This is a genomic window from Streptomyces sp. S4.7 (assembly GCF_010384365.1).
Lineage (GTDB): Bacteria > Actinomycetota > Actinomycetes > Streptomycetales > Streptomycetaceae > Streptomyces.
Map to the genome: position 1 here is coordinate 4,498,492 of NZ_CP048397.1, position 22,222 is coordinate 4,520,713.

Genomic DNA, 22,222 nt, shown 5'->3' on the forward strand with positions numbered 1-22,222 from the left:
CGGTGGCACTGACGATTCACCGGGCGGACCTGCTGCTGCCCGGTGCGGGGCGCGCCCCCGTGCCGGACGGCGCGGTGCTGGTGGCGGGGGACTCGATCGGGGCCGTCGGCGGTTGGGAGGAGCTGGCCGCCGCGCGTCCCGCCGCACGGGTCAGACGGTGGCCGGGGGTGCTCACGCCGGGGCTGTGCAATCCGTACGGCCCCGAACTGCTGGAGCGCGCCTACCACCCCGACCCGCGCGAGGCCGGCGAACTGGGGACCGAACCCCTCACGGGCGAGGCGCTCGCCGCGCTGGAGATGACGGACGCCCGCTGGGGCGCGAGCGCGCGGCGCGGGGTGCGGCGGATGCTGGCGCACGGGACGGTCGCGATCGCCGGGACGCTGCGGCGGGACACGGTGGCGGACGCCGTCGCGCGCTCGGGGCTCGGCGTAGAGAAGCGTCTCACCGATCCGCCGGGCCCGGCCGACCTGGACCCCCTCGCCGGCCGCCCGGCCGAGGAGGCCTTCGTGCTGCCGCCGCTGGGCTTCGAGGGCCGCCAGGCCGACTTCGCCGTCTTCGCCGTCGAAGTCCCGCCGGGCGGCGACCCGTACACCGCGCTGACGCGGGCGGGCGCGGCCGGCTGCGTGGCCACGGTCCTCGACGGCCGCCTGGTCCACCGCCGCGCGTGATCCCCCACGCCCGGCGCCCGCGTCGACGGGCCGTCAGCGCGTGCCTACGCACCGACCTCCGTGCGCTCGCGCGTTGACGCGCGTGGCCCCCGCGCCGGTCACGCGTGCCATTGCGTCGACGGACCGGCCGCGTGTGCCCACGCGTCGATGTGCCCGCGCCGGCGGACCGGCCGCGCCGGTCACGCGCGGACCTGCGTGGCCCACTTGCCCCCGTCGGCGGACCCGGCCACGTGTGCCGACCGGCCTTCGGCCCCCGGCGCCCCCGCGCCGACCCGCCCTGGGCAGGCGCGCGGTGCCCGGGCCCGCCTGCGAGAATGGGACGTGGACCGCGGCGTACCGTGGTGGACGGCGCAGAGACAAACGAGAAGTGAGGCGGAAAGCCAGTGACCCGGGCCTCCCTGGACAAGCAGCCGCACGAAGTCGCCTCGATGTTCGACGACGTGGCGGCGAACTACGACCTCACCAACGACGTGCTCTCCCTCGGCCAGGCGCGGCTCTGGCGCAGGGAGGTCGCCAGGGCGGTGAACGCCCGCCCCGCGCAGAAGGTCCTCGACCTCGCCGCGGGCACGGCCACCTCCTCCATGCCCTTCGCCGCCACCGGCGCCTACGTCGTGCCGTGCGACTTCTCGCTCGGCATGCTCCGCGAGGGCAAGAGGCGCCACCCCTGGCTGCCGCTGACCGCCGGGGACGCGACGAAACTGCCGTTCCGCGACGACGTCTTCGACACCGTCACGATCTCCTTCGGCCTGCGGAACGTGCACGACACGGACAGCGCGCTGCGTGAGCTGTACCGGGTGACCAAGCCCGGCGGGCAGGTCGTCATCTGTGAGTTCTCCCAGCCGACCTGGCAGCCTTTCCGGACCGTCTACACCGAGTACCTGATGCGCGCGCTGCCGCCGGTGGCGCGCGGCGTGTCCTCGAACCCCGACGCGTACGTGTACCTCGCCGAGTCCATCCGCGCCTGGCCCGACCAGCCGGCGCTGGCCGGGCTGCTCCAGAAGGCCGGCTGGTCGAAGGTCGCCTGGCGGAATCTGAGCGGTGGGATCGTGGCGCTGCACCGCGGGGTCAAGGCCGGTCGAGCCTGAGCCGGAAGCAGTAGCCCTGCCGCCTGCCCACCGGGGTCAGGAACGTCTCCTCCAGCTCCATGCCCAGCCGCCGGGTCACCGCGACCGAGCGGTCGTTGCGGGCGTCGACCATCGCCACGACGGTGGGGACGCCCGCGGCCCGTACCCGCTCCAGCGCCGCGTGCGCGGCGGCCGTCACATACCCCTTGCCCCAGTGGGCGCGGCCGAGACGCCAGCCGATCTCGATCTCGCCGACCGGGCCGAACGACGTGTGGGGCCAGGGCTGCGCGCCGGTGAAGCCGATGACCTCGCCGCGGTCGTCGAGCATCGTCCAGAAGCAGAAGCCGAGTTCGGCGGCGTGCGCCCGCTGGCGGGCTGTCAACTCCTCGTACTCCGCGAGCGGCGCGGGGCCGCCGTGGAACTCCATGACGTCGGGATCGTCGAACACCCGGTGCCATTCGCGGGCGTCCTGTTCGGTCGGCACACGCAGCCGCACGACGGGGACCGGTCGGGTGATGTCGTTCATCGGGGCAGCCCTTCAACTCGTCGATCAACAGGCACCCATAGACTGCACCTGTCCCGTGCCGAACATGTCCACAGCCGTCGGTACGCCATGAGGGGACCCGCCCGCCGGGCCCCACGAGTCTTCGGGAGATCCCGCTGTGACCGAGCCCCTCTCCGAACACACCGCAGATGTGATCGTCGTCGGGGCCGGCCCGGCCGGCTCCACCACGGCGTACCACCTCGCCAGGTCGGGCCTGGACGTCCTGCTGCTGGAGAAAACGGCCTTCCCGCGCGAGAAGGTCTGCGGCGACGGCCTGACCCCGCGCGCCACCAAGCAGCTCGTGGGGATGGGCATCGACATCTCCGAGGAGGCCGGCTGGCTCCGCAACAAGGGGCTGCGCATCATCGGCGGCGGCGTTCGGCTCCAGCTCGACTGGCCCGACCTGGCCAGCTATCCGGACTACGGCCTCGTGCGCAAGCGTGACGACTTCGACGAGCAACTGGCCCGGCAGGCGCAGAAGGCCGGGGCGCGGCTGCACGAGCGCTGCAACGTCGGCGCCCCGATCATCGATCCGCGCACCGGCCGGATCACGGGTGTCAACGCGAAGCTGGGCGAGGAGAAGACGCCCGTCACCTTCCACGCCCCGCTCGTCGTCGCGGCCGACGGCAACTCCACGCGGCTGTCGCTGGCGATGGGGCTGCACCGGCGCGACGACCGGCCGATGGGCGTCGCCGTCCGTACGTACTTCACCTCGCCCCGGCACGACGACGACTATCTGGAGTCGTGGCTGGAGCTGTGGGACCGGCGCGGGCCGCAGGACCGGCTGCTGCCCGGTTACGGCTGGATCTTCGGTATGGGAGACGGCACGTCCAACGTCGGTCTGGGCATCCTCAATTCGTCGTCCGCCTTCAAGGAGCTGGACTGGCGCGAGGTGCTCAAGGCGTGGTGCGCGTCGATGCCGGCCGACTGGGGTTACACGCCCGACAACATGACGATGCCGATCCGCGGTGCCGCGCTGCCGATGGCCTTCAACCGGCAGCCGCACTACACCAAGGGCCTGCTGCTGGTCGGTGACGCGGGCGGGCTGGTCAACCCGTTCAACGGCGAGGGCATCGCGTACGCCATGGAGTCCGGCCAGATCGCGGCGGACGTCATCGTGCAGGCGCAGGCCCGCCAGACGCCGGGGCAGCGCGAGTCGGCCCTCCAGCGCTATCCGCAGGTGCTCAAGGACACCTACGGCGGCTACTACACGCTGGGCCGCGCCTTCGTGAAGCTGATCGGCAACCCGCAGGTCATGAAGATCGCGACGCAGCGGGGGCTCACGCATCCGCTGCTGATGAAATTCGCGCTGAAGATGCTGGCGAATCTGACCGACCCGTCGGGCGGCGACGCGATGGACCGCATCATCAACGGTCTGAGCAAGGTCGCGCCCAAGGCGTAGCCGGCCGCCCCGAATCTCAGTCCTCGGCGCCGCTGACCTGGAATCCCTCGTCGGCGAGCGCCCCGAGGCTCTTGCCGCCGCCGCCCTCGGCCCAGCTCCGCAGGGCGGCGGCGTCGGCGAACCTGCCGACGTTCGTGTCGAGCGGGCTGTCCGTGTACTGGTGGAACTTCCAGGCGGCCTTGATCCGGGGCTTGCCCGCCGTCACGTAGTCCGCGATCCACAGGGCGTCGCCGGCCTCGCTCGTGGTGTCGCGGTTGAGCCAGAAGTCCCGGTTGCAGTAAAGCCCGACGCGGTGGTCCGCGCCGCGCAGCCGCTGTACCTCGGCGAGGAAGTCGTCCTTCGCCGCGCACGAGACGTCCGCGTCCTCCCAGTCGGCGAACAGCGGGTCGCCCGCGCGCTCGGCGGCCTTCTCCACGAAGTACTTCGCCTGGTCCTTCACGCTGCCCGGCCGCAGGAAGTGGTAGAAGCCGACCACCAGTCCGGCGTCCCGCGCGTGCGAAGCCTGCGCGTGCATACGGGGGTTGAGGTACGAGGTGCCCTCGGTGGCTTTGACGATGGCGAAGTCGAGGTCCTTCGTGGAGAACGACGAGCTCTGGTACGACGATACGTCGACGCCCTTGACGGTCATCGGTGGTGCCTCCTGCGTGGTGCGTGTGGGGGGAGAGGTTCCCTTCCCTTCGGATGCCCTCGATGGCACCCGGTCACTCTCGAACGGCCCCGCCCGGCAGGCTCGTTGGGCGTGCGCCGGGGCACGGCGAAGGGCCGCCGCTCCCCGGGCTGGGGGAGCGGCGGCCCTCGGGTCGTGCCGGTGGGCCGTCGGTCAGAGGAGACGGACGGCGCCGCTCGGCGGGTCCCAGTCCAGCGTCTTCTCGACCACTCCGGTACCGGAGTTCTGCGCGCCGATGAACTTGCCGCCGCCGGAGTAGATCCCCACGTGGTACGCGCTGCCCGCGCCGCCCCAGTAGAGGATGTCGCCGGGCTGGAGGTTGTCCAGGGAGACCTGGGTGCCGGACGTGGACTGCGGCTGCGAGGTGCGCGGCAGGTCGACGCCGATCTGGCGGTAGGCGGCCTGGACGAGGCTGGAGCAGTCCCACGAGTCGGGACCGGTGGAGCCGAGGACGTACGCGTCGCCGACCTGGGCGCGTGCGAAGGCCAGGACGGCGGCGGCCGAGCCGGTTGCCTGGGTGCTGCTGTCCGAGGACGAGGCGGCGGAGCCGGAGGCGGAGAGCGTGGTGCGCTCGGTGGAGCGCGAGGCGCGCTCCTGGGCGGCCTCGGCGCGTGCGGCCTTCTCGGCCTTGGCCTTCGCCTCGGCCTCGCGGTCGGCCTCGGCCTTGGCCTTCTTGGCGACCTTCGCTGCCTTGGTCGCGGAGGCGTCTTCCTGCGCCCGGAGTTCGAGGTGGACGGCGACCTGCTGGGTGGCGTCCGCGGACTGCGCGAAGCCGCCGGCGAGACCGGAGGTGAGCGTGGGCATCTCGATGGTCTCGGTCACCGGCTCGGCGTTGGCCGGAGCGGCGGCACCGGCCAGCGCGATGGTGCTGAGGACGCCACCGGCAACTCCGGAACGGATCGCCGTTTTCGACGCGCCGCGGCGGGGCTTCCGGTGGCTGGGTATGTGAGCGGTGTGGGACATGAGGACAATCGCTATCAGGGCTTTCGGGTTCCCTTCAAGAAACGTGTGTTGCGCCACAGTTACGTTCGGAATAGATCAATCCGCTTGCTAGTGGCCTTTATTGACGCCGTAACGGGCATAACGGTCAACCGTGATCATGGCCGTGATCATGGGCTTTCGGTGAATCGCCCTAATTGCCCGTCGCCTACCACCCGTCCGCCCTCATGGCCAAGCCCCGCATTTGGGAAGGTTGAGTGGAGTGGCGCAGGTCACGGAATGGTGAACGCCCGGAGTCCCGGACGCTCGTGAACGCGTGCACGATGACCACTTCCGGCCATCTCCGCCGACGGCCGTCCATCTCCGTCCACCTCCGCCCCCCGGCCTCCCCCGGGCGGGTGGGGTGCGCGCCTATCACCCTGCGCGCGTCCAGCTCCAATTTGCCGCCCTCCGTGTTGCCTTGGTAGGGCCGCGCGCCTCCGACCAGCGGTGACTCTCCGCATTGTTACCTCAAGTGACCGCGCGTGCGCTTCCTGTGCGAAGATCCACCGGCTCTCCGACGCGTGATCGATCGTCGGGTGGTGGAGATCACAAACTCCTTGTCGCACCCCGTGTCGCACGTCACAGACCGGGAGGCATAGGATGCGGGGCAGTCCGGCTTGTGAACTGCCTCACATACGCGTGATCTTCGTGGGACGGCGGCGACAGAAGCTCGGTTGAGGACCAACGGTCAGGGACGACTGGAAGGAGCGAGGAGCGTGAATGCCTACGCGCCAATCCTCGTGCTCGGCGCTCTCGGTGCCGCGTTTGCGATCTTCTCCGTGGTGGCGGCCACGCTTATCGGCCCGAAAAGGTACAACCGGGCAAAACTCGAAGCGTACGAGTGCGGCATCGAGCCCACTCCCACGCCGGCCGGAGGTGGCCGCTTTCCCATCAAGTACTACCTGACGGCGATGCTCTTCATCATTTTCGACATCGAGATCGTCTTCCTTTACCCCTGGGCCGTCACCTTCGACGCGCTGGGGCTTTTCGGGCTCGTTGAGATGCTGCTCTTCGTGCTCACCGTCTTCGTCGCCTACGCGTATGTGTGGCGGCGCGGCGGTCTGGAATGGGACTAAAGGCGCGGAGGGGCGACCAATGGGACTCGAAGAGAAGCTGCCGAGCGGTTTTCTGCTGACCACCGTCGAACAGGCCGCGGGCTGGGTGCGGAAGTCGTCCGTCTTCCCGGCGACCTTCGGCCTCGCCTGCTGCGCCATCGAGATGATGACGACGGGCGCCGGCCGGTACGACCTGGCCCGGTTCGGCATGGAGGTCTTCCGCGGTTCACCGCGCCAGGCCGACCTGATGATCGTGGCAGGACGGGTGAGCCAGAAGATGGCGCCCGTCCTGAGGCAGGTCTACGACCAGATGCCGAATCCCAAGTGGGTCATCTCCATGGGGGTTTGCGCGTCGTCCGGCGGGATGTTCAACAACTACGCGATTGTCCAGGGCGTCGACCACGTCGTCCCTGTCGACATCTACCTGCCGGGCTGCCCGCCGCGTCCGGAGATGCTGATGGACGCCATCCTCAAGCTCCACGAGAAGATCCAGGGCTCCAAGCTCGGGGTCAACGCGGAGGAGGCCGCCCGCGAGGCGGAGGAGGCGGCGCTCAAGGCGCTGCCGACGATCGAGATGAAGGGGCTGCTCAGGTGAGCGACGCACGCGAGGCCGCCGGGCAGCACGCGAAGAAGAAAGCCGCGCCTCTGCGCCGAGCGGGCGGCAGTGACATCAGCCGCGTCCGCGGCGGGGCGAAGAAAGGGGCGCGTCGGTGAGTGACGAGCAGCGATCCGGGGGTTCTCCGGAAGACGAGCCGACCGGCGCGAGCATTCCGTCCGCGCGTGGTCGGTCCGCCGAGGTCATCGGCGTGCGCAAGGGCATGTTCGGCGCCAACAACGGCGGTGACACCAGCGGTTACGGCGGCCTCGTCAGGACCGTCAGCCTGCCGGGTGCCTCCAGCCGCCCGTACGGCGGCCGCGACGGTGTCTTCGACGAGATCGCCGACGAACTCGAAGGCGCGCTGGAGGAGCAGGGACTGCTCCCGGCGAACGCCATCGAGAAGACGGTCGTCGACAGGGGCGAGATCACCTTCCACATCGCCCGCGAGCACCTGGTCCAGGTGGCCAGGACCCTGCGCGACGACCCGGCGCTCCGCTTCGAGCTCTGTACGGGTGTCTCCGGCGTCCACTTCCTGGGCGACAAGGGCCGCGAGCTGCACGCCGTCTACCACCTGCGCTCACTGACGCACGGACGGCTGATCCGCCTGGAGGTGTCCGCCCCGGACAGCGACCCCCATGTGCCGTCCCTGGTCGAGGTCTATCCGACCAACGACTGGCACGAGCGTGAGACGTACGACTTCTTCGGCCTGATCTTCGACGGCCACCCCGCCCTCACCCGGATCATGATGCCGGACGACTGGCAGGGCTTCCCGCAGCGCAAGGACTATCCCCTCGGCGGCATCGCCGTCGAGTACAAGGGCGCCCAGATCCCGGCTCCGGACCAGCGGAGGTCGTACTCATGACCACCCCACACGCAACTCCTCGTGCCACCACCGAGGGCACCGTCTACACCGTCACCGGTGGTGACTGGGACGAGGTCGTGGAGACCGCGGCCAAGTCGGACGACGAGCGCATCATCGTCAACATGGGTCCCCAGCACCCGTCGACGCACGGTGTGCTCCGGCTGATCCTGGAGATCGAGGGCGAGACCGTCACCGAGGCCCGCTGCGGCATCGGCTATCTGCACACCGGTATCGAGAAGAACCTCGAATTCCGCAACTGGACGCAGGGCACCACCTTCGTCACGCGCATGGACTACCTGACGTCGTTCTTCAACGAGACGGCGTACTGCCGGGCCGTGGAGTCGCTGCTGGGCATCGAGGACGACATCCCGGACCGGGCCAACATCATCCGCGTCCTGCTGATGGAGCTGAACCGGCTCTCCTCGCACCTGGTGTGCCTGGCCACCGGCGGTATGGAGCTCGGCGCGACCACGATCATGATCTACGGATTCCGCGATCGTGAACTGATTCTCGATGCCTACGAGCTGATCACCGGCCTGCGGATGAACCACGCGTACATCCGGCCCGGCGGCCTCGCCCAGGACCTTCCCCCGGGCGCCGTCGACCACCTGCGCGAGCTGCTGAAGACCCTGCGCAAGAACCTGCCGGAGTACGACAAGCTCGCCACCGGCAACCCGATCTTCAAGGCCCGTATGCAGGACGTCGGCTATCTCGACCTGGCCGGCTGCATGGCGCTCGGCGCCACGGGACCGATCCTGCGCTCGGCCGGGCTGCCGCACGACCTGCGCAAGACCGACCCGTACTGCGGCTACGAGACGTACGACTTCGACATCCCGACCGCCGAGACCTGCGACGCCTACGGCCGCTTCCTCATCCGGCTGGAAGAGATGCGCCAGTCGCTGCGGATCGTCGAACAGTGCCTGGACCGCCTGGAGCCGGGCCCGGTCATGGTCGGCGACAAGAAGATCGCCTGGCCCGCGCAGCTCGCGCTCGGCCCGGACGGACTCGGCAACTCGCTCGACCACATCAAGAACATCATGGGCACCTCCATGGAGGCTCTGATCCATCACTTCAAGCTGGTGACGGAGGGCTTCCGGGTACCGCCCGGCCAGGCGTACGCCGCCGTCGAGTCGCCCAAGGGCGAACTCGGCGTGCACGTCGTCTCCGACGGCGGCACCCGCCCCTACCGGGTCCACTTCCGCGACCCGTCCTTCACCAATCTCCAGTCCATGGCGGCCATGTGTGAGGGCGGCCAGGTCGCCGACGTCATCGTCGCCGTCGCGTCCATCGACCCCGTGATGGGAGGCGTCGACCGGTGACCACCACACCGAGTTCCGAGGTCAGCCTCGGAATGCCCCAGCTCCCCGCCCCCGACTACCCGGCCGATGTGCGCGCCCGGCTGGAGACGGACGCCAAGGAGGTGATCGCCCGCTACCCCGACAGCCGCTCGGCCCTGCTGCCGCTGCTGCACCTCACCCAGTCCGAGGACGGGTACGTCACCCGCACCGGCGTCCGGTTCTGCGCCGAGATGCTCGGGCTGACCACCGCCGAGGTGACCGCGGTCTCCACCTTCTACTCGATGTACCGGCGCAAGCCGTCCGGCGACTACCAGGTCGGCGTCTGCACCAACACGCTGTGCGCGGTGATGGGCGGCGACGCCATCTTCGACGAGCTGAAGCAGCACCTGGGCGTCGGCAACAACGAGACCACCGAGGACGGCAAGGTCACGCTGGAGCACATCGAGTGCAACGCGGCCTGCGACTTCGCGCCCGTGGTGATGGTCAACTGGGAGTTCTTCGACAACCAGACCGTCGAGTCGGCGAAGCAGCTCGTGGACGACCTCATGGCCGGAGAGCAGGTCTCCCCGACGCGCGGCGCGCCCCTGTGCACGTACAAGGAGACCGCGCGGATCCTCGCGGGCTTCCCCGACGAGCGCCCCGGCGCCGTCGACGCCACCGGCGGCGCGGGACCCGCCTCGCTGATCGGTCTGAAGCTCGCCAAGGGCGAGGCGCCCCCGGCCCGTACGCCGCGCCCGCGCGACGGAGCGGCGCCGACGGACACGGCCCAGCCCGGTTCCGAGCACCTCAGTTCGCACGACGCGCCGCAGAAGACCGCGCAGTCGGACCCCGCGAACCCCACAGGCCCGGTGGACGAGGAGGGGAAGTGATGACCACAGCACCCGAGATGAGCGACACCGCCCCGGAGAAGCTTCTCTCTCCGGTCCTGTCCGCGTTCTGGGACCAGCCCGACGCGTGGACGCTGGAGACCTACCGGCAACACGAGGGGTACGAGGGCCTGCGCAAGGCGCTCGCCATGACGCCCGACGACCTCATCGCGTACGTGAAGGACTCCGGTCTGCGCGGCAGGGGCGGCGCGGGCTTCCCCACCGGCATGAAGTGGCAGTTCATTCCGCAGGGCGACGGCAAACCGCACTATCTCGTCGTCAACGCCGACGAGTCGGAGCCCGGCACCTGCAAGGACATCCCCCTTCTCTTCGCCAACCCGCACTCCCTCATCGAGGGAATGATCATCGCCTGCTACGCGATCCGCTCGCAGCACGCCTTCATCTATCTGCGCGGCGAGGTCGTGCCCGTGCTGCGCAGGCTGCACGAGGCGGTACGTGAGGCCTACGAGGCGGGCTACCTCGGCAAGGACATCCTCGGCAGCGGGATCGACCTCGACATCACCGTGCACGCCGGCGCCGGCGCGTACATCTGCGGTGAGGAGACCGCGCTGCTGGACTCGCTGGAGGGACGGCGCGGACAGCCCCGCCTCCGCCCGCCGTTCCCGGCGGTCGCGGGTCTCTACGCGTGCCCCACTGTGGTGAACAACGTCGAATCCATCGCCTCGGTTCCCGCGATCCTCAACCGCGGCAAGGACTGGTTCAAGTCGATGGGCAGTGAGAAGTCCGCGGGCTTCACGCTCTACTCGCTCAGCGGCCACGTCGCCGCCCCGGGCCAGTACGAGGCGCCGCTCGGCATCACCCTGCGCCAGCTGCTCGACATGGGCGGCGGCATGCGGCCCGGCCACCGGCTCAAGTTCTGGACGCCGGGCGGCTCGTCGACCCCGATGTTCACCGACGAACACCTGGACGTCCCCCTCGACTACGAGGGCGTCGGCGCCGCCGGCTCCATGCTCGGCACCAAGGCGCTCCAGTGCTTCGACGAGACCACCTGTGTGGTGCGGGCCGTCACCCGCTGGACCGAGTTCTACGCCCACGAGTCCTGCGGCAAGTGCACCCCGTGCCGTGAAGGCACCTACTGGCTGGTGCAGTTGCTGCGTGCCATTGAGGACGGGGCCGGCACCCTTGCGGACCTCGACAAGCTCAACGACATCGCCGACAACATCAACGGCAAGTCGTTCTGCGCCCTCGGCGACGGCGCCGCCGCGCCGATCTTCTCCTCGCTCAAGTACTTCCGCGAGGAGTACGAGCAGCACATCACCGGCAAGGGCTGCCCCTTCGACCCGGCGAAGTCCACCCTGTGGGCCGACCGAAACGCGCACCTGGAGGTGAACGCATGACAGTCACCACCTCTGCCCCCTCCGGCGGCGGCGAGGCGGCGGTCCCGCCCGAAGATCTCGTCTCGCTGACGATCGACGGCATCGAGATCTCGGTCCCCAAGGGGACCCTGGTGATCCGCGCCGCCGAACTCCTCGGCATCGAGATCCCCCGCTTCTGCGACCACCCGCTCCTCGACCCGGCCGGCGCCTGCCGGCAGTGCATCGTCGAGGTCGAGGGCCAGCGCAAGCCGATGGCCTCCTGCACCATCACCTGCACCGACGGCATGGTCGTCAAGTCGCAGATCACCTCGCCGGTCGCCGAGAAGGCCCAGCGCGGTGTGATGGAGCTGCTGCTCATCAACCACCCGCTGGACTGCCCGGTCTGCGACAAGGGCGGCGAGTGCCCGCTGCAGAACCAGGCCATGAGCGCAGGCCAGTCCGACACCCGGTTCGAGGGCAAGAAGCGGACCTTCGAGAAGCCCGTACCGATCTCCACCCAGGTGCTCCTCGACCGCGAGCGGTGCGTGCTCTGCGCGCGCTGCACCCGCTTCTCCAACCAGGTCGCCGGCGACCCGGTGATCGAGTTCCTGGAGCGCGGCGCGCTCCAGCAGGTCGGCATCGGCGTGGGCGACCCCTTCGAGTCGTACTTCTCCGGCAACACCATCCAGATCTGCCCGGTCGGCGCGCTGACCTCGGCGGCGTACCGCTTCCGCTCCCGCCCGTTCGACCTGGTCTCCTCGCCGGGCGTGTGCGAGCACTGCGCGGGCGGCTGCGCCACCCGCACCGACCACCGGCGCGGGAAGGTCATGCGGCGCATGGCCGCCGACGACCCCGAGGTCAACGAGGAGTGGATCTGCGACAAGGGCCGGTTCGGCTTCCGCTACGCGCAGCGGCCCGACCGGCTCACCACCCCGCTCGTACGGGGCGAGGACGGCGAGCTGGCACCGGCGAGCTGGCCGGAGGCGCTTGAGGCCGCCGCGAACGGTCTCGCCGCCGCGCGCGGCCGGGCCGCCGTCCTGACCGGCGGCCGGCTGACCGTCGAGGACTCCTACGCGTACGCCAAGTTCGCCCGCGTCGCGCTGGAGACCAACGACATCGACTTCCGCGCGCGCGTGCACAGCGCCGAGGAGGCCGAGTTCCTCGCCGCCCATGTCGCCGGCCACGGCCTCGACCTGGACGGCAAGGGGATCACCAACACGACGCTGGAGGGGGCCCCGGCCGTCCTGCTCGTCGGGTTCGAGTCCGAGGAGGAGGCGCCCGGCGTCTTCCTGAGGATGCGCAAGGCACACCGCAAGCACGGCCAGCGCAGCTTCTCCCTCGCCACGCACGCCACCCCCGGTCTCAGGAAGGCGGGCGGCACCCTGCTGCCGGCCGCGCCCGGCACCGAGACCGAGTGGCTCGACGCGCTCGCCTCGCAGACCGGCCTCGAAGGCGCGGGCACCCGCGCCGCCGACGCCCTGCGCGAGAGCGGCGCGGTGATCGTCGTCGGCGAACGGCTCGCGGCCGTCCCCGGCGGGCTCACCGCGGCCGCCAGGGCCGCCACCGCGACCGGCGCCCGGCTCGTCTGGGTCCCGCGCAGGGCCGGTGAGCGCGGCGCCGTCGAGGCCGGCGCGCTGCCGACGCTGCTGCCCGGCGGCCGTCCCGCCACGGACCCGCGGGCCCGTGAGGAGACCGCCGAGGTCTGGCGCGTACGCGATCTGCCGCACCGCCACGGCCGGGACACCGGCCAGATCGTCGAGGCCGCCGCGACCGGCGAACTCGGCGCGCTGGTCGTCGCGGGCGTGGAGGTCGCCGACCTGCCGGACCCGGCACGCGCGCGTGAGGCGCTCGCCGCGGCCGGCTTCGTCGTGTCGCTGGAGCTGCGCCCCAGCGAGGTCACCGACCACGCCGACGTCGTCTTCCCGGTCGCCGCCGTCGCCGAGAAGGCCGGCACCTTCCTCAACTGGGAAGGCAGGGCGCGGCTGTTCGAGGCGGCGCTCAAGCCCGAGCAGATGACGCGCAGGCTGGCCACGGACGACGCGCGGGTGCTGCACATGCTCGCCGACGCCATGGACATCCCCTTCGCGCTGCCGAGCCTGAAGGCCGTACGTACGGAGATGGAGCGGCTCGGCACCTGGGACGGCCCGCGCGCCGAACCGCCCGTCGAGTCCTCCCGTCCGCTGCCCCGTCCGGGCGCGGGCGAGGCACTGCTCGCCGGTCACCGGCTGCTGCTCGACCAGGGCCGGCTCCAGGACGGCGACGAGGCCCTGGCGGGCACCCGCCACGCGGCCGTCGCCCGGCTCTCCGCCACCACGGCGGCCGAGACGGGCGTCAAGGACGGCGACGTCCTCGCCGTCACCGGCCCCGCGGGCACCGTCGAACTGCCGCTCAGCGTCACCGAGATGCCCGACAAGGTCGTCTGGCTGCCGCTGAACTCGACGGGCGGCGGTGTCCTCGCCGATACCGGCTCCCGCCCCGGCACGCTTGTCCGGATCGGCCCCGCCGAGGCACAGGCCCCGGCCGGAGCCCCGGAGTCCGACGCACCGGAGGTGCGCGCATGACCGCCCTGGCCCAACTCGGCGCGGCCCCCGCGCAGAGCGTCCTCGCCGCCGAGGACCTCTCGATGTTCGGCACCGACCCCTGGTGGCTGGTGGCCCTCAAGGCCGTCTTCTGCTTCGCGTTCCTGATGGTGACCGTGCTGGTCGCCATCGTCTGGGAACGCAAGGTCGTCGCCTGGATGCAGCTGCGCGTCGGGCCCAACCGGCACGGCCCCTGGGGCATGCTCCAGTCGCTCGCCGACGGCATCAAGCTGATGCTGAAGGAAGACGTCGTCGTCAAGCGGGCCGACAAGGTCGTCTACGTCCTGGCGCCGATCATCGCGGCGGTGCCCGCCTTCATGGCGATCGCCGTGATCCCCTTCGGTCCGGCGGGCAACGAGGTCTCGATCTTCGGCCACCGCACGACGATGCAGCTGACCGACCTGCCGATCGCGATGCTCTACATCCTCGCGGTCGCCTCGGTCGGCATCTACGGCATCGTCCTCGCCGGCTGGTCGTCCGGATCGACGTACCCGCTGCTCGGCGGTCTTCGCTCGTGCGCGCAGATGATCTCGTACGAGATCGCCATGGGCGCGGCCTTCGCCTCGGTGTTCCTCTACTCCGGGACGATGTCGACCTCGGCGATCGTCGAGGCGCAGGCCGACCGGTGGTACATCATCCTGCTGCCGGTCTCCTTCATCATCTACATCGTCACGATGGTCGGCGAGACCAACCGCGCGCCGTTCGACATGCCCGAGTCCGAGGGCGACCTGGTGGGCGGCTTCAACACCGAGTACTCGTCGATCAAGTTCGCGCTGTTCATGCTGGCCGAGTACGTCAACATGGTCACCGTCTCCGCCGTCTCCGCCACGCTCTTCCTGGGCGGCTGGCGGGCCCCGTACCCCATCTCCACGTTCTGGGAGGGTGCGAACCACGGCTGGTGGCCGATGCTCTGGTTCATCATCAAGGTCCAACTGCTGCTGTTCTTCTTCATCTGGCTGCGCGGCACGCTGCCGCGCGTGCGCTACGACCAGCTGATGAAGCTCGGCTGGAAGGTCCTGATCCCGGTCTCGGTCGTGTGGCTGATGCTGGTGGCGACGGTGCGTGCCCTGCGGAACGAGAACTACGACTTCCAGGACATCGTGCTCTACGTCGCCTCGGCCGTCATCGCGATCCTGCTGCTCTCCTTCGTCGCCGACATCTTCCGCGACAAGAAGGAGAAGGCCGCGGCCGCGGCCGAACCACCACCGCCCCCGTTCGATCCGATGGCCGGTGGATTCCCGGTGCCTCCGCTGCCGGGGCAGACCCTGCCGCCCGTACCGCGCCGACGCTCACGCGGTGAGCGCGAACTGGTTGTCAGTGGCGGAGTCAATACTGAGAGTGACGCGAGTGACGGAAAGGAGGCTGACGGTGCCTGACAACGCTTCCAAAGGTTCGAAGGGGGACGACCCCGGCGCGCGCCGGCTGAATCCGGTCGCCGGCTTCGGCGTGACCTTCAAGGCCATGTTCAAGAAGCGGCTGACCGAGCAGTATCCGGAGACGGAGAAGGTGACGGCGCCGCGCTTCCACGGCCGCCATCAGCTGAACCGTCATCCGGACGGCCTGGAGAAGTGCATCGGCTGCGAGCTGTGCGCCTGGGCCTGCCCGGCGGACGCGATCTATGTGGAAGGCGCGGACAACACCGAGGAGGAGCGCTACTCCCCGGGTGAGCGTTACGGCCGCGTCTACCAGATCAACTACGCCCGCTGCATTCTCTGCGGACTGTGCATCGAGGCGTGCCCCACCCGCGCGCTCACGATGACCAACGAGTTCGAGCTGGCCGACAGTTCGCGCGAGAGCCTCATCTACACCAAGGAGCAGCTCCTCGCCGGCCTGGAGGAGGGCATGGTCGAATCACCGCATTCGATCTTCCCCGGCACGGACGAACAGGACTACTACCGGGGCCTGGTGACCGAGGCCGCTCCCGGCACGGTCAAGCAGGTCGCCTTCACCAAGGGCGAGCGCCCGCAGGAAGGCGCCTCCGACTTCGGCGAGGACGAACCGGCTTCGAAGAAGGTGATCGGCGGATGAACACGCTCGCCGCTTCCCTCACCTCGACCGGCGAAGCCGTCCAGTTCTGGATCCTCGGCACCGTCGCCGTGATCGGCGCGCTCTGCACCATCCTGATGAGGCGGGCCGTGCACAGCGCGCTCTGTCTCGCCGGGACCATGATCATCCTGGCGGTCTTCTACCTGGCCAACGGGGCGTACTTCCTCGGCATCGTCCAGATCGTCGTCTACACCGGCGCGATCATGATGCTGTTCCTCTTCGTGGTCATGCTCGTCGGTGTCACCGCCGCCGACTCCCTCACGGAGACGATCAAGGGCCAGCGCTGGTGGGCCGCCCTCTGCGGGCTCGGCTTCGGCGTCCTGCTGGTCGCCGGCATCGGCAACGCGTCGCTGACGGCCTCCAAAGGACTCGGCGTCGCCAACGCCGGGGGCAACGTCGAGGGCCTCGCCGCCCTGATCTTCACCAAGTACGTGTTCGCCTTCGAGATCACCGGTGCCCTGCTGATCACGGCGTCCGTCGGCGCGATGGTGCTCACGCACCGCGAGCGCACCGAACGGGCCCTGACCCAGCGTGAGATGTCCGAGCAGCGGATCCGGAGCAATCACCTGCCGCCGCTGCCCGCACCGGGCGTCTACGCCAGGCACAACGCGGTGGACATCGCCGGACTGCTGCCCGACGGCAGCACGTCCGAGCTGACGGTCAGCAAGACGCTCAAGGACCGCGGCCAGATCCGGGACGTGTCCGGTGAGGCCATCGCCGATCTCAGGGCGCTGGAACAGCGTTCGACGGAGCGCCTCGGCCGCGAGGAGCTGCGGGACCGCGAGGACCGCGAGGAGGGCGTCACCAAATGAATACGGTCAACTACCTCTATCTCGCCGCCCTGCTGTTCACCATCGGTGCGGTCGGAGTGCTGATCCGGCGCAATGCGATCGTCGTCTTCATGTGCGTCGAGCTGATGCTCAACGCCTGCAACCTCGCATTCGTCGCCTTCTCCCGGATGCACGGCAATCTGGACGGCCAGATCATCGCCTTCTTCACGATGGTCGTCGCCGCCGCGGAAGTCGTCGTCGGGCTCGCGATCATCGTGTCGCTGTTCCGTTCGCGCCACTCGGCCTCGGTCGACGACGCCAGCCTGATGAAGCTCTGAGGGGTCGCTGAATCGTGGAGAATCTGATTGCGCTGCTCATCGCGGCGCCTCTGCTCGGAGCAGGTCTTCTGCTGTGCGGCGGGCGACGGCTCGACCGGGTGGGACATGTCCTCGGCACGCTGCTGTCGGCCGCCTCCTTCGTGATCGCCGTGGTGCTCTTCGCCGACATGCTGGGCAGGAGCGGCGAGGAACGCGCCCTGCACCAGCACCTGTTCAGCTGGGTGCCCGTCGAGAGCTTCCAGGCGGACATCGCGTTCCAGCTCGACCAGTTGTCGATGACGTTCGTCCTGCTGATCACCGGCGTCGGCACCCTGATCCACATCTACTCCATCGGGTACATGGAGCACGACGAGCGGCGCCGCCGCTTCTTCGGCTATCTGAACCTGTTCCTCGCCGCGATGCTGCTGCTCGTCCTCGCGGACAACTACCTCCTGCTGTACTTCGGCTGGGAGGGCGTCGGTCTCGCGTCGTACCTGCTCATCGGTTTCTGGCAGCACAAGCCCAGCGCGGCGACGGCGGCCAAGAAGGCGTTCCTCGTCAACCGCGTCGGCGACATGGGCCTGTCGATCGCGATCATGCTGATGTTCACCACCTTCGGCACGTTCGCCTTCGGACCGGTCCTGGAGTCCACCGGTGAGGCGAGCGGCGGCACGCTGACGGGTATCGGCCTGATGCTTCTGCTGGCCGCCTGCGGCAAGTCGGCGCAGGTGCCGCTCCAGTCCTGGCTCGGCGACGCGATGGAGGGCCCGACCCCGGTCTCGGCCCTCATCCACGCGGCGACGATGGTGACCGCGGGCGTGTACCTGATCACCCGGTCCGGCGCGATCTTCAACGCCTCGCCGGACGCCCAGCTGGTGGTCGTGATCGTCGGAGCGGTCACGCTCCTGTTCGGTGCGATCGTCGGTTGCGCGAAGGACGACATCAAGAAGGCCCTCGCGGGCTCGACGATGTCCCAGATCGGCTACATGATCCTGGCCGCGGGCCTCGGCCCCATCGGCTACGTCTTCGCGATCATGCACCTGGTGACGCACGGCTTCTTCAAGGCGGGGCTGTTCCTCGGCGCCGGCTCGGTCATGCACGGCATGAACGACGAAGTGGACATGCGGAAGTACGGGGGCCTGCGCAAGTACATGCCGGTCACCTTCGTCACCTTCGGTCTCGGCTATCTCGCGATCATCGGCTTCCCCGGTCTCTCCGGCTTCTGGTCGAAGGACAAGATCATCGAGGCGGCGTTCGCCAAGGGAGGCACCGAGGGCTGGATCCTCGGCGCCGTCACCCTGCTGGGCGCGGCCCTCACGGCGTACTACATGACGCGCGTGATGCTGATGACCTTCTTCGGCGAGAAGCGCTGGCAGCCCGACGCGGAGGGCAACGAGCCGCACCCGCACGAGTCGCCCAAGTCGATGACGATCCCGATGATCGTCCTCGCCTTCGGCTCGGTCTTCGCGGGCGGTCTCTTCTCGCTCAACGAGTCGTTCGTGAAGTGGCTGGAGCCGGTCACCCAGTTCGAGCACGGCCACCCGCCGATCAGTGCGGCGGCCGTCACCGCCTCCACGGTCGTGGTGCTGCTCATCGGTGTCGGCGTCGCGTATCTCCAGTACGGCCGCAAGCCGGTGCCCGTCACCGCGCCGCGCGGCTCGCTGCTCACCCGCGCCGCCCGCCGCGATCTCCTCCAGGACGACTTCAACCACGTGGTCCTGGTACGCGGCGGCGAGCACCTCACCCGCTCGCTCGTGTACGTCGACCACACCCTGGTCGACGGTGTCGTCAACGGCACGGCGGCGTCGTTCGGCGGGCTCTCCGGCCGGCTGCGCAAGCTGCAGAACGGCTACGCCCGCTCCTACGCGGTCTCGATGTTCGGAGGTACGGCAGTGCTCATCGCCGCGACCCTGTTGATGAGGGCGGTGTAATCAGATGTCGTTCCCCCTTCTGACGGCGACGGCGGCCGTCCCGGCGATCGGCGCGATCGTCACGGCGGCCGTCCCGGCCGCAAGGCGCACCGCGGCCAAGTGGGTCGCGCTGACCTTCTCGCTCGCCACGCTCGTGCTGGCGGTGATCGCGCTGGTCCGTTTCGAGCCCGGCGGCGACCGCTACCAGCTCACCGAGTCCCATGCCTGGATCGCCGACTTCGGGGTCAGGTACGAACTGGGCGTCGACGGCATCGGTGTGTCGCTCCTGGCGCTCACCGCCCTGCTGATCCCCTTCGTCATCCTCGCGGGCTGGCACGACGCGGACCCGCCGGTGTCCGACGGCGGCTCCGCCGGGGGCAAGAACTCCCGCTGGCGGCCGACGCAGGGCTTCTTCGCCCTGATCCTGATGGTCGAGGCGATGGTGATCCTCTCCTTCGAGGCCACCGACGTCTTCCTCTTCTACATCCTGTTCGAAGCCATGCTCATCCCGGTGTACTTCCTCATCGGCGGCTTCGGGGACCGGGCCCACGCGGGCGGCGACGAGGCCGGAGCCACCCAGCGGTCGTACGCGGCCGTGAAGTTCCTCCTCTACAACCTGGCCGGCGGCCTGATCATGCTCGCCGCCGTCATCGGTCTGTTCGTCTCGGCGGGGACCTTCTCGCTGACGGAGATCGCCGAGGCCAGGGCCAACGGCACGCTGGACATGTCGACGGGCATGGAGAGGTGGCTCTTCCTGGGCTTCTTCTTCGCCTTCGCCGTCAAGGCGCCGCTGTGGCCGGTGCACACCTGGCTGCCGAACGCCATGGGCGAGGCCACCGCGCCCGTCGCCGTCCTGATCACCGCGGTGGTCGACAAGGTCGGCACGTTCGCGATGCTGCGCTTCTGCCTCCAGCTCTTCCCGGAGGCGTCCAAGTGGGCGACCCCCGTGGTGCTGGTGCTGGCGCTGATCAGCATCGTGTACGGGGCGCTGCTCGCGGTCGGCCAGCGCGACATCAAGCGTCTGATCGCGTACGCCTCGATCTCCCACTTCGGCTTCATCATCATGGGCATCTTCGCGATGACCAGTCAGGGCCAGTCGGGCGCGACGCTCTACATGATCAACCACGGCATCTCGACGGCGGCGCTGCTGCTGGTCGCGGGCTTCCTGATCTCGCGGCGCGGTTCGCGGCTCATCTCGGACTACGGCGGGGTGCAGAAGGTCGCGCCGGTACTGGCCGGCACGTTCCTGATCGGTGGTCTCGCGACGCTCTCGCTGCCGGGACTCGCCCCGTTCGTGAGTGAATTCCTGGTCCTGGTCGGCACGTTCAGCGTGTATCCGGTGATCGGCATCATCGCGACCGTCGGCATCGTGCTCGCCGCGCTCTACGTCCTGGTCCTCTACCAGCGCACGATGACGGGCCCGGTGAACGAGTCGGTCCGCCACATGCCGGACCTGAAACTCCGGGAGCTGGCGGTCGTCACCCCGCTGATCGCGCTCCTCCTCTTCCTGGGCGTCTACCCGAAGCCACTGACCGACATCGTGAATCCGGCGGTGGAGCACACCATGAGTGACGTACAGAAGACCGACCCCAAGCCCGAGGTGGAGGCAGCCCCGTGAGTGCGACAGCTGTCCACAGCCTGTGGACAACGACGGCGGCCCAGGGGATCGACAAGATCCAGGCCCCCAAGATCGAATACGCACAACTGGCCCCCGTGCTGATCGTGCTGGGCGCCGCCGTCGTGGGCATCCTCCTTGAGGCCTTCGTCCCGAGGAAGGGGCGGTACTACGCCCAGCTCTTCCTCTCGGTCGTCGCCCTGGCCGCCGCGTTCGCCGCGGTGGTCGCCCTCGCGGCGGGCGGATACGGCAGCACCAAGGCGCATCTCGCCGCCATGGGCGCGATCGCCGTGGACGGCCCCGCGCTGTTCCTCCAGGGCGTCATCCTGCTCACGGCGGTCGTCGCCGTGTTCACCTTCGCCGAGCGCAGGCTCGATCCGGCGAGCCACGGCAACCGGATCGACTCGTTCGCCGCCCAGGGCGCCTCGGTGCCCGGCAGCGCGAGCGAGAAGGAGGCCGTCAAGGCCGGGTTCACCACCACCGAGGTCTTCCCGATCGCGCTGTTCGCGGTGGCCGGCATGCTGGTCTTCCCTGCGGCCAACGACCTGCTGACGCTCTTCATCGCGCTGGAGGTCTTCTCCCTCCCGCTCTACCTCCTGTGCGCGCTGGCCCGCCGCAAGCGGCTGATGTCGCAGGAGGCCGCGGTGAAGTACTTCCTGCTCGGCGCCTTCTCCTCCGCGTTCCTGCTCTTCGGTGTCGCCCTCCTCTACGGCTACGCGGGCTCGGTGTCGTACGCGCGCATCGCCGCCGTCGTTGACGGCTCGGTCGGCACCGTCGACCCGGTCCTCGCGGAGACCATGGGCAACGACGCGCTGCTGCTCATCGGCGGCGCGATGATCCTGATGGGCCTGCTCTTCAAGGTCGGCGCGGTGCCGTTCCACATGTGGACCCCGGACGTCTACCAGGGCGCGCCCACACCGATCACCGGTTTCATGGCCGCCGCGACGAAGGTGGCCGCGTTCGGCGCGCTGCTGCGGCTGCTCTACGTGGTGCTGCCCGGCCTGCGCTGGGACTATCGGCCGGTCATGTTCGGCGTCGCGATCCTCACCATGCTGTTCGGTGCGATCGTCGCCATCACCCAGACCGACATCAAGCGCCTCCTGGCGTACTCGTCGATCGCGCACGCCGGCTTCATCCTGGCCGGTGTCATCGCCATGACGGACCAGGGCATCTCCTCCGTCCTCTTCTATCTGGCGGCGTACTCCTTCGTCACGGTCGGCGCGTTCGCCGTCGTGACGCTGGTGCGCGACGCGGGCGGCGAGGCCACGCACCTGTCCAAGTGGGCGGGGCTGGGACGGCGTTCGCCACTGGTGGCCGCGGTCTTCGCGGTCTTCCTGCTGGCCTTCGCCGGCATCCCGCTGACCTCGGGATTCTCCGGGAAGTTCGCCGTCTTCAAGGCGGCGGCCGACGGGGGCGCCGGTGCGCTGGTCGTGGTGGGTGTGATTTCATCCGCGATCGCCGCGTTCTTCTACATCCGGGTCATCGTGCTCATGTTCTTCAGCGAGCCGAAGGCGGACGGCCCCACGGTCGCCGTGCCCTCGCCGCTGACGATGACCACGATCGGGGTGGGCGTCGCCGTCACGGTGGTGCTGGGCGTCGCGCCGCAGTACTTCCTGGATCTGGCGAGCCAGGCGGGCGTCTTCGTGCGGTAGCCCGTAGGACCT

20 protein-coding genes are annotated in these 22,222 nt (G+C 69.5%); 17 read left to right on the forward strand and 3 right to left on the reverse strand.

Features of this window, described 5'->3' with window-relative positions; all coding sequences use genetic code 11:
- Positions 1-2 precede the first annotated feature (2 nt).
- Positions 3-668, forward strand: coding sequence for a hypothetical protein (locus tag SSPS47_RS20115; RefSeq protein ID WP_239064989.1), 666 nt, complete (start codon positions 3-5; stop codon positions 666-668).
- 383 nt (positions 669-1,051) lie between these two features.
- Entirely contained in the window at positions 1,052-1,753 is a 702-nt protein-coding gene (locus SSPS47_RS20120; protein WP_164252265.1) for a demethylmenaquinone methyltransferase, read from the forward strand.
- Here SSPS47_RS20120 and SSPS47_RS20125 read toward each other — a convergent pair.
- Positions 1,734-2,258, reverse strand: a complete 525-nt coding sequence (locus SSPS47_RS20125) for a GNAT family N-acetyltransferase (RefSeq protein WP_203557887.1) — start codon at positions 2,256-2,258, stop codon at positions 1,734-1,736. The two genes, SSPS47_RS20120 and SSPS47_RS20125, sit on opposite strands and share 20 nt — an antisense overlap.
- Before the next feature lie 136 nt (positions 2,259-2,394).
- Between SSPS47_RS20125 and SSPS47_RS20130 the strand changes: the two genes are divergently transcribed.
- Positions 2,395-3,678, forward strand: a complete 1,284-nt coding sequence (locus SSPS47_RS20130; protein ID WP_147874421.1) for a geranylgeranyl reductase family protein — start codon at positions 2,395-2,397, stop codon at positions 3,676-3,678.
- 16 nt (positions 3,679-3,694) lie between these two features.
- Here the strand turns inward: SSPS47_RS20130 and SSPS47_RS20135 are convergent, their stop codons facing one another.
- Both SSPS47_RS20135 and SSPS47_RS20140 read right to left on the reverse strand, forming a co-directional pair.
- Positions 3,695-4,306: a glycoside hydrolase family 25 protein gene (locus SSPS47_RS20135; RefSeq protein ID WP_164252266.1), complete on the reverse strand. Its 612-nt coding sequence runs from the start codon at positions 4,304-4,306 to the stop codon at positions 3,695-3,697.
- A 192-nt stretch (positions 4,307-4,498) separates the two neighbouring features.
- On the reverse strand, positions 4,499-5,308 hold the full coding sequence (locus SSPS47_RS20140; RefSeq protein WP_164252267.1) for a C40 family peptidase: 810 nt from the start codon (positions 5,306-5,308) through the stop codon (positions 4,499-4,501).
- A gap of 734 nt (positions 5,309-6,042) precedes the next feature.
- Here SSPS47_RS20140 and SSPS47_RS20145 point away from each other — a divergent pair.
- The 14 genes from SSPS47_RS20145 to nuoN all read left to right on the forward strand — a co-directional run bounded on the left by SSPS47_RS20145 (position 6,043) and on the right by nuoN (position 22,210).
- A complete protein-coding gene (locus SSPS47_RS20145; RefSeq protein WP_078075627.1) occupies positions 6,043-6,402 on the forward strand; it encodes an NADH-quinone oxidoreductase subunit A in 360 nt (119 codons plus the stop codon).
- A gap of 19 nt (positions 6,403-6,421) precedes the next feature.
- Positions 6,422-6,976, forward strand: coding sequence for an NADH-quinone oxidoreductase subunit B (locus SSPS47_RS20150; protein WP_078075626.1), 555 nt, complete (start codon positions 6,422-6,424; stop codon positions 6,974-6,976).
- A 172-nt stretch (positions 6,977-7,148) separates the two neighbouring features.
- Positions 7,149-7,841 carry an NADH-quinone oxidoreductase subunit C gene (locus SSPS47_RS20155; RefSeq protein WP_239065301.1) on the forward strand — a complete coding sequence of 231 codons (693 nt, stop codon included), beginning with the start codon at positions 7,149-7,151 and terminating at the stop codon, positions 7,839-7,841.
- Positions 7,838-9,160 (forward strand): NADH-quinone oxidoreductase subunit D, encoded by a 1,323-nt coding sequence (locus SSPS47_RS20160; protein WP_164252268.1) that lies wholly within the window; start codon positions 7,838-7,840, stop codon positions 9,158-9,160. The genes SSPS47_RS20155 and SSPS47_RS20160 overlap by 4 nt, the downstream gene beginning before the upstream one ends.
- A 32-nt stretch (positions 9,161-9,192) precedes the next feature.
- Positions 9,193-10,008, forward strand: coding sequence for an NADH-quinone oxidoreductase subunit NuoE (gene nuoE, locus SSPS47_RS20165; RefSeq protein ID WP_147874534.1), 816 nt, complete (start codon positions 9,193-9,195; stop codon positions 10,006-10,008).
- Complete coding sequence (gene nuoF, locus SSPS47_RS20170; RefSeq protein WP_164252269.1) at positions 10,008-11,363, forward strand: NADH-quinone oxidoreductase subunit NuoF; 1,356 nt, start codon at positions 10,008-10,010, stop codon at positions 11,361-11,363. Before nuoE ends, nuoF begins: the two co-directional genes overlap by 1 nt.
- Positions 11,360-13,882 (forward strand): NADH-quinone oxidoreductase subunit G, encoded by a 2,523-nt coding sequence (locus SSPS47_RS20175; RefSeq protein WP_164252270.1) that lies wholly within the window; start codon positions 11,360-11,362, stop codon positions 13,880-13,882. Before nuoF ends, SSPS47_RS20175 begins: the two co-directional genes overlap by 4 nt.
- Positions 13,879-15,276: an NADH-quinone oxidoreductase subunit NuoH gene (gene nuoH / locus SSPS47_RS20180; RefSeq protein ID WP_164252271.1), complete on the forward strand. Its 1,398-nt coding sequence runs from the start codon at positions 13,879-13,881 to the stop codon at positions 15,274-15,276. The genes SSPS47_RS20175 and nuoH overlap by 4 nt, the downstream gene beginning before the upstream one ends.
- The gene (nuoI, locus tag SSPS47_RS20185) at positions 15,269-15,928 is read left to right on the forward strand and encodes an NADH-quinone oxidoreductase subunit NuoI (protein WP_147874412.1); all 660 of its coding nucleotides are present in this window, start codon (positions 15,269-15,271) and stop codon (positions 15,926-15,928) included. The genes nuoH and nuoI overlap by 8 nt, the downstream gene beginning before the upstream one ends.
- Positions 15,925-16,758 carry an NADH-quinone oxidoreductase subunit J gene (locus SSPS47_RS20190; RefSeq protein ID WP_164252272.1) on the forward strand — a complete coding sequence of 278 codons (834 nt, stop codon included), beginning with the start codon at positions 15,925-15,927 and terminating at the stop codon, positions 16,756-16,758. The genes nuoI and SSPS47_RS20190 overlap by 4 nt, the downstream gene beginning before the upstream one ends.
- Positions 16,755-17,054, forward strand: a complete 300-nt coding sequence (gene nuoK, locus SSPS47_RS20195) for an NADH-quinone oxidoreductase subunit NuoK (protein WP_147874410.1) — start codon at positions 16,755-16,757, stop codon at positions 17,052-17,054. The genes SSPS47_RS20190 and nuoK overlap by 4 nt, the downstream gene beginning before the upstream one ends.
- Positions 17,055-17,068: 14 nt before the next feature.
- The gene (nuoL, locus tag SSPS47_RS20200) at positions 17,069-18,964 is read left to right on the forward strand and encodes an NADH-quinone oxidoreductase subunit L (protein WP_164252273.1); all 1,896 of its coding nucleotides are present in this window, start codon (positions 17,069-17,071) and stop codon (positions 18,962-18,964) included.
- Positions 18,965-18,968: 4 nt separating this feature from the next.
- Positions 18,969-20,561 carry an NADH-quinone oxidoreductase subunit M gene (locus SSPS47_RS20205; RefSeq protein ID WP_164252274.1) on the forward strand — a complete coding sequence of 531 codons (1,593 nt, stop codon included), beginning with the start codon at positions 18,969-18,971 and terminating at the stop codon, positions 20,559-20,561.
- On the forward strand, positions 20,558-22,210 hold the full coding sequence (gene nuoN / locus SSPS47_RS20210; protein ID WP_164252275.1) for an NADH-quinone oxidoreductase subunit NuoN: 1,653 nt from the start codon (positions 20,558-20,560) through the stop codon (positions 22,208-22,210). Before SSPS47_RS20205 ends, nuoN begins: the two co-directional genes overlap by 4 nt.
- The last annotated feature ends 12 nt before the right edge of the window (positions 22,211-22,222 follow it).